Annotated in this window: 13 protein-coding genes; 12 read left to right on the forward strand and 1 reads right to left on the reverse strand. The window is 73.4% G+C overall.

Annotated features, from left to right (window positions below; genetic code table 11):
• Positions 1-15 precede the first annotated feature (15 nt).
• The 9 genes from ABT095_RS26230 (at position 16) to ABT095_RS26270 (ending at position 9,241) form a co-directional block, all read left to right on the forward strand.
• The gene (locus ABT095_RS26230; RefSeq protein WP_350531966.1) at positions 16-915 is read left to right on the forward strand and encodes a dihydroorotate dehydrogenase electron transfer subunit; all 900 of its coding nucleotides are present in this window, start codon (positions 16-18) and stop codon (positions 913-915) included.
• Positions 915-1,874, forward strand: coding sequence for a dihydroorotate dehydrogenase (locus ABT095_RS26235; RefSeq protein ID WP_350531967.1), 960 nt, complete (start codon positions 915-917; stop codon positions 1,872-1,874). The genes ABT095_RS26230 and ABT095_RS26235 overlap by 1 nt, the downstream gene beginning before the upstream one ends.
• Positions 1,875-1,883: 9 nt before the next feature.
• Positions 1,884-2,738, forward strand: coding sequence for an orotidine-5'-phosphate decarboxylase (gene pyrF / locus ABT095_RS26240; RefSeq protein ID WP_350531968.1), 855 nt, complete (start codon positions 1,884-1,886; stop codon positions 2,736-2,738).
• 267 nt (positions 2,739-3,005) lie between these two features.
• Positions 3,006-3,332, forward strand: a complete 327-nt coding sequence (gene mihF, locus ABT095_RS26245) for an integration host factor, actinobacterial type (RefSeq protein WP_104820664.1) — start codon at positions 3,006-3,008, stop codon at positions 3,330-3,332.
• 61 nt (positions 3,333-3,393) lie between these two features.
• Positions 3,394-3,951 (forward strand): guanylate kinase, encoded by a 558-nt coding sequence (gene gmk / locus ABT095_RS26250; RefSeq protein WP_350531969.1) that lies wholly within the window; start codon positions 3,394-3,396, stop codon positions 3,949-3,951.
• An 82-nt stretch (positions 3,952-4,033) separates the two neighbouring features.
• On the forward strand, positions 4,034-4,300 hold the full coding sequence (rpoZ, locus tag ABT095_RS26255; protein ID WP_030240625.1) for a DNA-directed RNA polymerase subunit omega: 267 nt from the start codon (positions 4,034-4,036) through the stop codon (positions 4,298-4,300).
• A 156-nt stretch (positions 4,301-4,456) separates the two neighbouring features.
• Complete coding sequence (gene coaBC / locus ABT095_RS26260) at positions 4,457-5,683, forward strand: bifunctional phosphopantothenoylcysteine decarboxylase/phosphopantothenate--cysteine ligase CoaBC (RefSeq protein ID WP_350531970.1); 1,227 nt, start codon at positions 4,457-4,459, stop codon at positions 5,681-5,683.
• A 167-nt stretch (positions 5,684-5,850) separates the two neighbouring features.
• Positions 5,851-7,059 carry a methionine adenosyltransferase gene (metK, locus tag ABT095_RS26265; RefSeq protein WP_350531971.1) on the forward strand — a complete coding sequence of 403 codons (1,209 nt, stop codon included), beginning with the start codon at positions 5,851-5,853 and terminating at the stop codon, positions 7,057-7,059.
• 121 nt (positions 7,060-7,180) lie between these two features.
• Positions 7,181-9,241, forward strand: coding sequence for a primosomal protein N' (locus ABT095_RS26270; RefSeq protein WP_350531972.1), 2,061 nt, complete (start codon positions 7,181-7,183; stop codon positions 9,239-9,241).
• A 106-nt stretch (positions 9,242-9,347) separates the two neighbouring features.
• Here ABT095_RS26270 and ABT095_RS26275 read toward each other — a convergent pair whose 3' ends face one another.
• Entirely contained in the window at positions 9,348-9,845 is a 498-nt protein-coding gene (locus ABT095_RS26275) for a hypothetical protein (RefSeq protein WP_350531973.1), read from the reverse strand.
• Between the two features lie 231 nt (positions 9,846-10,076).
• Here ABT095_RS26275 and def point away from each other — a divergent pair, with 231 nt between their 5' ends.
• From def to ABT095_RS26290, 3 genes are all read left to right on the forward strand, one after another.
• Entirely contained in the window at positions 10,077-10,622 is a 546-nt protein-coding gene (def, locus tag ABT095_RS26280; protein WP_350531974.1) for a peptide deformylase, read from the forward strand.
• A 39-nt stretch (positions 10,623-10,661) separates the two neighbouring features.
• Positions 10,662-11,594, forward strand: a complete 933-nt coding sequence (fmt, locus tag ABT095_RS26285; protein ID WP_350531975.1) for a methionyl-tRNA formyltransferase — start codon at positions 10,662-10,664, stop codon at positions 11,592-11,594.
• A 67-nt stretch (positions 11,595-11,661) separates the two neighbouring features.
• A complete protein-coding gene (locus tag ABT095_RS26290) occupies positions 11,662-13,101 on the forward strand; it encodes an RsmB/NOP family class I SAM-dependent RNA methyltransferase (RefSeq protein WP_350531976.1) in 1,440 nt (479 codons plus the stop codon).
• Positions 13,102-13,164 lie beyond the last annotated feature (63 nt).

A 13,164-nucleotide genomic window follows, 5' to 3' on the forward strand; every position in this document is an offset into this window, starting at 1 on the left:
CGAGAGGTGGTCGGTATGGCTCATCCGGTGGTGGGGGAGGCGGAGGTTCTCTCCAACGAGCTGGAGGGGGTGTATCACCGGCTCGTGCTGGTGGCGCCGGAGGCGGCGGCCAGGGTGCGGGCGGGGCACTTCGCGACGCTGGCCCTCGGCGGGCCGTCGGAGCTGCTGCTGCGGCGGGCGTTCTCGATCCACCGGGCGGACGCGGCGGCGGGGACGGTCGAGCTGGTGGTCGCCGAGCACGGGGCCGGGACGAAGGAGCTGGCGAAGGCCGGGCCGGGGGACCGGCTGAGCCTGATCGCCCCGCTCGGGACGCCGTTCCCGGTGCCCGAGGGCCCGGTGAGTGCGCTGCTGGTGGCCTGGGGGTACGGGAGCGCGCCGCTGTTCGCGCTGGCGGAGGAGATCCGCCGGCGCGGCGGGCAGGTCGGGTTCATCCTCGGCGCCTCGACCGCCGAGCGGCTGTACGGGGTCGAGCTCGCCCAGGAGCTGACCCAGGACGTGCTGGTGGTGACCGAGGACGGTTCGGCCGGCCTGCCGGGCCTGGTCACCGAGCCGCCCTCCTTGCCCGGCGACGGACAGGAGGGGCCCAGCCGTCCCAGCGTCCTCGCGCAGGCGATGGACGCCATCGACGCCACCGTGGTCTACGCCTGCGGCCCGATGGGCATGCTGGCCGCCGTCACCGCGATCGCCGTCGAGCGCGGCGCCCGCTGCCACACGGCGGTGGAGGAGGCGATGGCCTGCGGCGTCGGCGTCTGCATGACCTGTGTGCTGCCGGTGGTCGGCGAGGACGGCGTGAGCCGCTTCGTCCGGTCCTGCACCGACGGCCCGGTCTTCGACGGGGCGCGGGTGCGCTGGGCGGACATCGGCACCGTGCCGCCCGATCTGGAGGGGGCCGGGGCGATGGGGGTGAGTGCCTGATGGAGCCTCAGGACGTCGACCTGAGCGTGCCGTTCGGCCCGCTGACCCTGCCGAACCCGCTCACCACCGCCTCCGGCTGCGCCGGGTACGGCCGGGAGCTGGCCAAGTTCGTACCGCTGGACGCGCTGGGCTCGGTCACCACCAAGACGATCATGCCGTACCCCCGCTCCGGCCTGGCCACGCCTCGGATGGCCGAGACGCCGTCCGGGATGCTGAACGGGATCGGGCTGCAGGGTGCGGGCGTGGCCGCCTTCGTCCAGCAGGAGCTGCCCTGGCTCGCCGAGCGCGGGGCCCGGGTGCTGGTCTCGATCGCCGGCTCCCGGCTCGAGGAGTTCGTCGAGGTCGCCGAGCAGCTGAACGGGCAGCCCGGGGTGATCGGCCTGGAGGTCAACATCTCCTGCCCGAACGTCGCCGACCGGGGCCTGGTCTTCGCCTGCAACCCGGCCACCTCGTACGACGTGGTCCGGGCCACCAGGGAGGTGACGGACAGCGCGCTGCCGGTCTATGCCAAGCTCTCGCCGGACGTCACCTCGATCACCGAGATCGCCGCCGCCTGCGTGGAGGCGGGCGCGGACGGTCTGTCCATGATCAACACCACCCTCGGGCTGGTCATCGACCTGGACACCGGCCGCCCCGTGCTCGCGGGCGGCACCGGCGGGCTGTCCGGGCCCGCCGTCCGGCCGATCGCCGTGCGCTGCGTCCACCAGGTGCACGCGGCGATGGCCGCCGGACGCATCCCGCCGGTGCCGATCCTCGGCATGGGCGGCATCCGGACCGGACGGGACGCGCTGGAGTTCGCCATGGCGGGCGCGAGCGGCGTCGCCGTCGGCACCACGCTGTTCCACGACCCCGCCGCCCCGCTGCGCATCCTCGACGAGCTGCGCGGCGAGCTGGCGGCCCGGGGTTTCGCGAAGTACACCGATGCGGTGGGGTACGCCCACCGTCCCGTCACTGCCTGAAAGGCCGACATGTCTCCTGCCCCCTTCGGCACCCTCGCTCCCTTCGGCGTCCGGCTGCGCCAGGCCCTCGACGCCCGCGGCCAGCTGTGCGTCGGCATCGACCCGCACGCCTCGCTGCTGAACGCCTGGGGCCTGGGCGACGACCTGGCCGGCCTGGAGCGGTTCAGCCTGACCGTGGTGGAGGCGCTGGCCGGGGAGGTCGCCGTGCTCAAGCCGCAGGCGGCCTTCTTCGAGCGCTTCGGAAGCAAGGGCGTGGCCGTCCTGGAACGCACGGTGTCGGAGGCCCGGTCGGCGGGCGCCCTGGTGCTGATGGACGCCAAGCGCGGGGACATCGACTCGACCATGGCCGCGTACGCCGAGACCTTCCTGGCGATCGACAGCCCGCTGTTCTCGGACGCGCTGACGGTCAGCCCCTACCTCGGGTTCGGCTCGCTCCAGCCGGCCGTCGACCTGGCCCGGGCCAGCGGCTGCGGCCTGTTCGTACTGGCGCTCACCTCCAACCCGCAGGGGCACGAGGTGCAGCGGGCGGTGGGCGCGGACGGCGAGAGCGTGGCCCAGAGCATCCTGCACAAGCTGGCGGCGGAGAACGGGGGCGCCGAGCCGCTCGGCTCCTTCGGCGCGGTGGTCGGTGCCACACTCCAGGAGGCCGGGGTGGACCTGGCGATCAACGGGCCGCTGCTGGCCCCCGGCGTCGGCGCCCAGGGCGCGACCGCCGCCGACCTGCCCCGGGTGTTCGGCGACTCGGTGCGCAACGTGGTGCCCAGTGTGAGCCGCGACGTGCTCAAGCACGGCCCCTCGGTGGCGGCACTGCGGGCGGCCTCGGCGCGGTTCGTCGAGGAGATCGGGGCCGTACTGGCCAAGTGACGGCCGTCACAGTGGGCCGCTCCAGGCCCCCGTAGAGCGGTTGATTTGCCCGGAAAAGTCCTGGTCGGCCTTGGCTGACCAGGACTTTTCGTGTTCTTTTCCTGACGTGGCGGCTCAAGTTGGGTAGTGTCCGGCGGTAGGTCATCGAAGGGCGGCGAACACCGTTGCTCTCGCAGGTCAGAGCCCGTGGGCTCCCCTGTGGCCGGTGTCCGTGGCACGACCCAGTCATAGCTCAATCCCTTCCTTCCAGACCCTGAGGTGAACGGCGTGGCTCTTCCGCCCCTGACCCCTGAACAGCGCACTGCTGCGCTCGCCAAGGCCGCCGAAGCTCGCCGGAAGCGCGCCGACGTCAAGAACAAGCTGAAGCACTCCGGGGCCTCGCTCCAGGACGTGATCAAGGCGGGCAAGTCCGATGACGAGGTCATCGGCAAGATGAAGGTCTCCGCACTTCTGGAGAGCCTTCCGGGCGTGGGCAAGGTCCGCGCCAAGCAGATCATGGAGCGTCTGGGCATCAGCGAGAGCCGCCGTGTGCGGGGTCTCGGAACGAACCAGATCGCTTCGCTGGAGCGGGAGTTCGGTACTCCGGCTGCTTGATCGGGCGCCGATCGGGGCCCCCGTGGTCCCGGGATCGTCCGCGATCCGGGATAATCGGTGCATGAGTGAACGTCCGCGGCTGACCGTGCTCTCCGGCCCTTCGGGGGTCGGCAAGAGCACGGTCGTCGCTCATATGAGGCAGCAGCATCCCGAGGCATGGCTCTCGGTGTCGGCCACCACCCGGCACCCGAGGCCCGGCGAGCAGCACGGGGTCCATTACTACTTCGTCGACAACGACGAGTTCGACAAGCTGATCGCCAACGGCGAGCTGCTCGAGTGGGCCGTCTTCGCCGGCAACCGCTACGGGACCCCCCGGCAGGCGGTGCTCGAGAAGCTGGAGAACGGCTCGCCGGTGCTCCTGGAGATCGATCTGCAGGGCGCCCGGCAGGTGCGCGAGTCGATGCCCGAGGCGCAGCTGGTCTTCCTGGCTCCGCCGAGCTGGGAGGAGCTGGTCCGCCGGCTCACCGGCCGGGGCACCGAACCGCAGGACGTGATCGACCGGAGGCTGGAGGCCGCGAAGGTCGAGCTGGCGGCCGAGAGCGAGTTCGACACGACCCTTGTCAACCACTCGGTCGAGCAGGTAACGCACGAGCTGCTAGCCTTGCTCGGTGTAGTCTGACCGGATCACTGCGGGTGACTGTGTCGCCTGTGTGGATGATCTGATCAGTTCCTTGTCTGTCACCGTTTTCGGAAGGTTTCACGTGTCCTCTTCCATGACCGCGCCCGAGGGCATCATCAACCCCCCGATCGACGAGCTGCTCGAGGCCACCGACTCGAAGTACAGCCTGGTGATCTACGCGGCCAAGCGCGCCCGCCAGATCAACGCGTACTACTCGCAGCTCGGTGAGGGCCTGCTCGAGTACGTCGGCCCGCTGGTCGACACCCACGTGCACGAGAAGCCGCTGTCGATCGCGCTGCGCGAGATCAACGCGGGCATGCTCACGGCCGAGGCCATCGAGGCCGCCTGAGCCCTCGCTCCCCGAAGGGCCCGCCGGACATCACGTCCGGCGGGCCCTTCGTCGTTCGCGCCGTCGCTTCTCCGGTGTGCCGCAGGCCATGGTGCGGGGCGGATCTGAGTGGCCGTAGGGTGGCCGGGGAGCCCCACCGGAGGAGTAAGGACCACCATGACTACGGACCGGACCGACGCGCCGCGCGTCGTCCTCGGCGTCAGCGGCGGCATCGCCGCCTACAAGGCCTGCGAGCTGCTGCGCCGGTTCACCGAATCCGGACACCAGGTCACCGTAGTGCCCACCGCCGCCGCGCTGCACTTCGTCGGCGAGGCGACCTGGGCCGCGCTCTCCGGCCGCCCGGCCGCCGTGGAGACCTGGGAGAACGTGCACGAGGTGCCGCACGTGCGGATCGGCCAGCGGGCCGACCTGGTCGTGGTCGCCCCCGCCACCGCCGACCTGATGGCCAAGGCCGCGCACGGCCTGGCCGACGACCTGCTCACCAACACGCTGCTCACCGCGCGCTGCCCCGTCGTCTTCGCCCCCGCGATGCACACCGAGATGTGGGAGCACCCGGCCACCCAGGAGAACGTGGCCACGCTGCGCCGCCGGGGCGCCGTGGTGCTCGAGCCAGCGGTGGGCCGGCTGACCGGCGTCGACACCGGCAAGGGCCGGCTGCCCGACCCGGGCGCGATCTTCGAGGCCTGCCGCCGGGTGCTGGCCCGCGGCGTCCGCGAGCCCGACCTGGCCGGCCGGCACGTGGTGATCTCCGCCGGCGGCACCCGCGAGCCGCTGGACCCGGTCCGCTACCTGGGCAACCACTCCTCGGGCAAGCAGGGCTACGCGCTCGCCGTCACCGCGGCCGCCCGCGGGGCCCGGGTCACCCTGCTCTCCGCCAACGCGACCCTGCCGGACCCGGCCGGGGTGGACGTGGTGCACGTCTCCACCGCGCTGGAGCTGCGCGAGGCCGCGCTGAAGGCGGTGGCCGACGCCGACGCGGTGGTGATGGCCGCCGCGGTGGCCGACTTCCGGCCCGCCGAGTACGCCAGCGGCAAGATCAAGAAGAAGGACGGGGTCGACCCGGCGCCGGTCACCCTGGTGCGCAACCCCGACATCCTGGCCGAGCTCTCCGCGAACCGGGCCCGCCCCGGCCAGCTGGTGGTCGGCTTCGCCGCCGAGACGGACGACGTGCTCGCCAACGGCCGGGCCAAGCTCGCCCGCAAGGGCTGCGATCTGCTGGTCGTCAACGAGGTGGGCTCGGGTAAGGCCTTCGGGCAGGATGTGAACACGGCGGTGCTGCTCGGGTCGGACGGCTCGGAGACCGAGATCCCCGAAGGACCCAAGGAATCACTGGCCGACACGGTGTGGGACGCGGTCGTGGCACGCCTGGGCGGGGGCTCCTGACAGGGGTGGCCAGGGGGGTGTCCCGTCTCACGAAGATGACCAAGCTTGGAGAAGGAGTGCCGCGGGCACGGACCTGACGGTTACACTCCACACCATCAAGTCTTTCCGGATGCCCCGGGTGAGCTGGGGCATTCAGTCAGCAGCCGCTGCAACCACCAGGGAGCGCTGTGTCTCGCCGCCTGTTCACCTCGGAGTCCGTCACCGAGGGTCACCCCGACAAGATCGCTGACCAGATCAGCGACACCATTCTCGACGCCCTCCTCAAGGACGACCCGACCTCCCGGGTCGCCGTGGAGACGCTCATCACCACCGGCCTCGTGCACATCGCCGGTGAGGTGACGACCAAGGCGTACGCCCCGATCGCGCAGCTCGTCCGCGAGAAGATCCTGGAGATCGGCTACGACTCGTCGAAGAAGGGCTTCGACGGCGCCTCCTGCGGCGTCTCGGTGTCCATCGGCGCGCAGTCGCCCGACATCGCCCAGGGTGTCGACACCGCGTACGAGGCCCGTGTCGAGGGCGATGAGGATGACCTCGACAAGCAGGGTGCCGGCGACCAGGGCCTGATGTTCGGCTACGCGTCGGACGAGACCCCCGAGTTCATGCCGCTGCCGATCACCCTGGCGCACCGCCTCTCCAAGCGCCTGTCCGAGGTCCGCAAGAACGGGACCATCCCGTACCTGCGCCCCGACGGCAAGACCCAGGTCACCATCGAATACGACGGTGACAAGGCCGTCCGCCTCGACACCGTGGTCGTCTCCTCGCAGCACGCGAGCGACATCGACCTCGACTCGCTGCTGACCCCGGACATCCGCGAGTTCGTCGTGGAGCCGGAGCTCAAGCGCCTCGCCGAGGACGGCATCAAGCTCGTCACCGAGGGTTACCGCCTGCTGGTCAACCCGACCGGCCGCTTCGAGATCGGCGGCCCGATGGGCGACGCTGGCCTCACCGGCCGCAAGATCATCATCGACACCTACGGCGGCATGGCCCGCCACGGTGGCGGCGCCTTCTCGGGCAAGGACCCGTCCAAGGTGGACCGCTCGGCCGCGTACGCGATGCGCTGGGTCGCCAAGAACATCGTCGCCGCGGGCCTGGCCCGCCGCGCCGAGGTCCAGGTCGCCTACGCGATCGGCAAGGCCGAGCCGGTGGGTCTGTTCGTGGAGACCTTCGGCACCGAGACCGTGCCTGTCCTGGACATCCAGAAGGCCGTCTCCGAGGTGTTCGACCTCCGCCCGGCCGCGATCATCCGCGACCTGGACCTGCTGCGGCCGATCTACGCCAAGACCGCCGCGTACGGCCACTTCGGCCGCGAGGACGCCGACTTCACCTGGGAGCGGACCGACCGCGCCGAGGCCCTGAAGAAGGCCGTCAGCGCCTGATTCTCGCTGTGACGGACGGCGGCTGCCCCCTGGCGGGGGTGGCCGCCGTTCGCCGTTTCAGGGGTGCCGCGCCCCCAAGTGGCTGCTCCGAGCTGTCATAGCGGTGCGAGAGACTAGGCGCGTGAGCAGCGGAGACGGTGAGCAGCTGGCCTTCATCCGGGAGACGGTGCGGAAGGCCAAGCCGCGGACGTGGCGTGGGGCGCAGCTGGCGGAGGAGTTGCCGGTGGCGCGGGTGGTGGTGGACAAGGGGCTGCTCCATCTCGACCAGTACTTCGACTACGCCGTGCCCGCGACGATGGCAGAGGAGGCCCGGCCCGGGGTGCGGGTGCGGGTGCGGTTCGGCGCGCGGGTGGTGGCGCCCGGGCGGCGGGAGGGCGGGGAGCTGCACGACGGGTTCGTGGTCGAGCGGCTGGCGAGCAGTGACTACAAGGGCCCGCTGGCGCCGCTCGCCCAGGTGCTCTCGCCCGAGCCGGTGCTGAGCCCGCAGTTGCTGCGGCTGTGCCGGACGGTCGCCGACCGGTACGCGGGGACGCTGGCCGATGTGCTGCAGCTCGCCGTGCCGCCGAGGCACGCCCAGGCGGAGGCCGAACCCTCGCCGGCGCCGCCGCCGCTCCTCGCTCCGCCGGGCCCCGGCAGTTGGAGCCGGTACCCGCAGGGGCCCGAGTATCTGAGGGCGCTCGCCGAGGGCGGTGCGCCCCGCGCGGTGTGGTCCGCGCTGCCCGGGCCGACCTGGCCGGAGGAGATCGCCCGGGCCGTGGCCGCGACCCTCGCGGGCGGGCGTGGCGCACTGGTGGTGCTGCCGGACGGCAAGGCGGCGGCCCGGGTGGACGCCGCGCTGACCGGGCTGCTCGGCGCGGGGCACCACGCCCTGCTGGCGGCCGATCTCGGCCCCAAGGAGCGCTACCGGCGCTGGCTCAGCGTCAGCCGGGGCTCGGTGCGCGCCGCCGTCGGCACCCGGGCCGCGATGTTCGCCCCGGTGCGGGACCTCGGCCTGGTGGTGGTCTGGTCGGACGGCGACGCCAACCACAGCGACCTGCGCGCGCCGCACCCGCACGTCCGGGAGGTGGCCCTGCTGCGGGCCGCCGAGGAGGGGGCGGCGGTGCTGCTCGGCGGGCTCTCGGTGACGGTCGAGGCGGCGCAGCTGCTGCGGACCGGCTGGGCCCGGCCGCTGGCCGCCGAGCGGGAGACGGTGCGCGCGGTGGCCCCCCGGGTCCGTACCGTGACCGACTTCGACCAGGCGCGGGACGCAGCCGCTCAGACCGCCCGGCTGCCCCGGCCGGCCTGGGAGGCGGCGCACGAGGCGCTCACCCGGGGGCCGGTCCTGGTTCAGGTGCCCCGGCGGGGCTATGTGCCGAGGCTGGCCTGCGGGCGCTGCCGCACCCCCGCGCGCTGCCGGGCGTGCGTGGGGCCGCTGGAGGCGGTCTCGGGCGAGCGCGCGCTGGTCTGCGCCTGGTGCGGGCGGGAGGAGCCGGAGTGGCACTGCGCCGAGTGCGGGTCGTTCCAGCTGCGGGCGCAGGTGGTGGGGGCACGGCGGACGGCGGAGGAGCTGGGCAAGGCCTTCCCCCGGGTGCCGGTGCGGACCTCCGGGCGGGACGCGGTGCTCTCCGCGGTCTCCGGGGAGCCCGCGCTGGTCATCGCCACGCCGGGGGCGGAGCCGGTGGCCGAGGGCGGGTACGCCGCCGCGCTGCTGCTCGACGGCTGGGCGCTGCTCACCCGGCCCGATCTGCGGGCCGGGGAGGAGACGCTGCGGCTGTGGACGGCCGCCGCCTCGCTGGTGCGGCCGGCTTCGGAGGGGGGCGTGGTCGTGGTCGTCGCCGAGCCGACGGCGCGGCCGGTGCAGGCGCTGGTGCGCTGGGACCAGGCCGGGCACGCGGCGCTGGAGCTGGCGGAGCGGGCCGAGCTGCGGTTCCCGCCGGTGTCCCGGATGGCCTCGGTGACGGGGTCGCCGGCGGCGGTCGCGGATCTGCTGGCGCTGGCGCGGCTGCCGGAGGGGGCGGACGTGCTGGGGCCGGTGCCGGTCTCCGCTGTGCGGGGCGAGGAGATGGAGCGGGCGTTGGTACGGGTGGCGCCCGGGCAGGGGGCGGCGTTGGCGGCCTCGCTCAAGGCGGCGCAGGTGGCGCGGGTGGCGCTGCGGACGCCGGAGGTGGTGAAGGTGCGGGTCGATCCCTTGGACATCGGATAGGACTGCCTACCGGGGCGCGGGGGAGCTGTGGGGGCAGGGCACCCGTTCGGGGGTGGCTGGTGGCGCAGTTCCTCGCGCCCCTGGTAGTGCAACTGGAGGTGGCTGTTTATCCCCGGAGCGGAATGTTCGGGCGGTCGAGGCCGCCCTGGCGGGCGGCGGGGATGGCGCGGGCGAGGGCGGGGGCCGCGGTGGGCTGGGCCGGGATCTCCTCGCCGCGGGCCGGGCCCGGCACCGCGGTGGCCAGCAGTTCGGCGCCCTGGCGCCGCATGCCGTACCGGCGGTGCACCGCCTGCTTGGTGACGCCGAGGGCCGAGCCCACCGAGTCCCAGGAGAAGCCGAGCGCCCGGTCGAACTCGACCGCAGCGCCGACCAGGGTCTCGACGCTCTCCCGCAGCTCCTGGGCCAGCCGCACGGTGGGGGCGGGCGCCCGCCCGTAGACGACGAACCCGGCCGAGGTGCTGGGCCGCCGGGGGCGGTAGACGTTGCCGAGCTGGGCGGTCAGGGTGCGGAGCGCGTCCACCTGCCGCCGGACCCGTTCGATGTCCCGCACCAGCAGGTGCAGGCTGGCCCTCGCCCGCGCGTCGTGGTTGATCTGCTCGGCCATGGCCCTGGTGCCACCTCTCCGTCGAGTGCTGCCGGACGGGGCGCGGTCCACGCCCCGGTCAATCTCACTTGACCAACGCGGGAGCAGGGGCCGGGGTCACGCGCGGTGTCGGAGACGGGATATGCCAGAAAGCGGAAGGAAGGACTCTGTCCGAACCGGCGCCGCGGATTGCATAGACTTCCCCGGTGGACGGGACCCCGCCCGCCGACGCCGTCGACAGGAGCAGCCACCATGCCGATCCAGCCGATCCGGATCTTCGGCGACCCGGTCCTGCGGACCGCCGCCCGGCCCGTCACCACCTTCGACAAGGAACTGCGCACCCTGGTCAAGGATCTGACCGACACCATGCTGGACGCCCCCGGCGCCGGCCTCGCCGCGCCCCAACTCGGCGTCTCGCTGCGGGTGTTCACCTACAACGTGGGTGGCGAGGTGGGCCACCTGGTCAACCCCGACCTGGAGTTGACGGACGAGGAGCAGGACGGCCCCGAGGGCTGCCTCTCGCTGCCCGGCCTGCGCTTCGACACCAAGCGCGCGTTCGGCGTGGTCGCCAAGGGCTTCAACATGTACGGCGACCCGGTGACCATCGAGGGCACCGAGATCCTGGCCCGCTGCATCCAGCACGAGACCGACCACCTGGACGGCATCATCTTCATCGACCGGCTGGACAGGGAGCGCCGCAAGGCCGCGCTCAAGGCCATCCGGGAGGCGGACTGGGGCGAGGGCCCCGCGCCGACCGTGCGGGTCTCGCCGCACAGCACCTTCGGCGCCGTCCGCTGACTGCTCCGTTCCCCTCTTCTCCTTCGGAAAGGCTTCTGCATGCGTCTCGTCTTCGCCGGTACTCCTGAGGTGGCCGTCCCGGCCCTCGACGCCCTGATCGCCTCCGAGCGGCACGAGGTAGTCGCCGTGGTCACCCGCCCCGACGCGCCCGCCGGGCGGGGGCGGCGGCTGGTCGCGAGCCCCGTCGCGCAGCGCGCCGAGGAGGCCGGGATCGAGATCCTCAAGCCCGCGAAGCCGAGCGACCCGGAGTTCCTGGCCCGGCTGACCGAGCTGGCCCCCGACTGCTGCCCGGTGGTCGCCTACGGCGCGCTGCTGCGCCCGGGCGCGCTGGAGATCCCCAAGCACGGCTGGGTCAACCTGCACTTCTCGCTGCTGCCGGCCTGGCGCGGCGCCGCCCCCGTGCAGCACGCCGTGCTCGCGGGCGACGAGGTGACCGGCGCCTCGACCTTCCGGATCGACGAGGGCCTCGACTCCGGCCCGGTCTTCGGCATCCTGACCGAGGAGGTCCGCCCCACCGACACCAGTGGTGAGCTGCTCACCCGCCTCTCGGTGGCCGGGGCCCGGCTGCTCACCGCGACCATGGACGGCATCGAGGACGGCTCGCTGCAGGCCGTGCCCCAGCCGGCCGAGGGCGTCACGGTGGCGCCGAAGCTCAATGTCGAGGACGCCCGGATCACCTGGGAGCACCCGGCGCTGGCGATCGACCGGCTGGTGCGCGGCTGCGCCCCCGCGCCGGGCGCCTGGACCCTCTTCCGCGAGGAGCGGCTCAAGCTCTCCGGCCCGGTGAAGCTGCTGACCGGCGCGGGCGAGCTGGCGCCCGGCGAACTGGCCGTGGCCAAGAACAGCGTGCGGGTCGGCACCGGCAGCCACGAGATCGAGCTCGGCGAGGTGCAGCCGCAGGGCAAGAAGCCGATGCGCGCGGCAGACTGGGCCCGTGGGGTCCGGATCGAGTCCGGCGAGCGGCTCGGCTGAGGCGCCCTCCCGTTTTTCAGTTCGTGTGTGAATCCGTAAATCCGTCAGCACTTTTTCGAGGCACCCCGTGACCACCCCCAGCGCCAAGCGCCCCCCTCGCCCGCACCGCCGCCCCAAGAAGGACCCGGCCCGGATCGTCGCCTTCAAGGCACTGCGGGCGGTGGACGAGCGGGACGCGTACGCCAACCTGATCCTCCCCTCGCTGCTGCGTGAGGCCGAGCAGAAGGGGATGGACCGGCGGGACGCCGCGCTGGCCACCGAGCTGGTCTACGGCACGCTGCGGCTGCAGGGCACCTACGACGCGATCATCGCCGCCTGCATCGACCGGCCGCTGCGCGAGGTGGACCCGCCGGTGCTCGACGTGCTCTCGCTCGGCGCCCACCAACTGCTCGCCACCCGGGTACCCACGCACGCCGCCGTCTCGGCCACCGTCGAGCTGGCCCGGGTGGTGCTCGGCGACGGGCGGGCCAAGTTCGTCAACGCCGTGCTGCGCAAGATCAGCTCGCAGGACCTGGACGCCTGGGTGCAGCAGGTCGCCCCGCCGTACGACCAGGACCCCGAGGACCACCTGGCCGTCGTGCACTCCCACCCGCGCTGGGTCGTCTCCGCGCTGTGGGACTCGCTCGGCCGCTGGCAGCCCGGCGCCTCGGGCCGCACCGCGATCGAGGAACTGCTGCGCGCCGACAACGAGCGCCCCGAGGTGACGCTCGTCGCCCGCCCCGGGCGGGCCACGGCGGCCGAGCTGCGGGAGGCGCTGCCCGAGTCGCAGGCCGGGCGCTGGTCGCCGTACGCCGTGCGGCTCGCCGAGGGCGGCGACCCGGGCGGCCTCGACGCCGTCCGGGAGAACCGGGTCGGTGTGCAGGACGAGGGCAGCCAGCTGGTCGCGGCCGCGCTGGCCGCCGCCCCGCTGGACGGCCCGGACCGGCTCTGGCTGGACGGCTGCGCCGGCCCCGGCGGCAAGGCCGCGCTGCTCGGGGCGCTGGCCGCCGAGCGGGGCGCCGCGCTGGTGGCGAGCGAGAAGCAGCCGCACCGGGCCCGGCTGGTGGCCCGCGCGCTGGACGGCAACCCCGGCCCGTACGCGGTGATCGCCGCCGACGGCACCAAGGCGGCCTGGCAGCCGGCCGCCTTCGACCGGGTGCTGGTCGACGTGCCCTGCTCGGGCCTCGGCGCGCTGCGCCGCCGGCCGGAGGCGCGCTGGCGCCGCCGCCCGGAGGACGTGGCCGGCTTCGGCCCGCTCCAGCGGGACTTGTTGCGCGCCGCCGTCGCGGCCACCCGGATCGGCGGGGTCGTCGGCTACGCGACCTGCTCGCCGCACCTGGCCGAGACCCGGGCGGTGGTGGACGACGTGCTGCGGACGGACGGCGGAGCGAGCGGGTTGGAGTGGATCGACGCCCGGCCGCTGCTGCCGGGGCTGCCCGGGCTCGGGGACGGGCCGGACGTGCAGCTGTGGCCGCACCTGCACGGGACGGACGCGATGTACCTGGCGCTGCTGCGGCGGACGGCCTGAGCGGCGGGGCGGGTGGCCTGCTCGGCGGATGTTCCATTGGATATCCCGTTGGAGTTTGCGTTG

This window comes from Kitasatospora sp. NPDC002227 (genome assembly GCF_040296285.1).
GTDB lineage: Bacteria > Actinomycetota > Actinomycetes > Streptomycetales > Streptomycetaceae > Kitasatospora.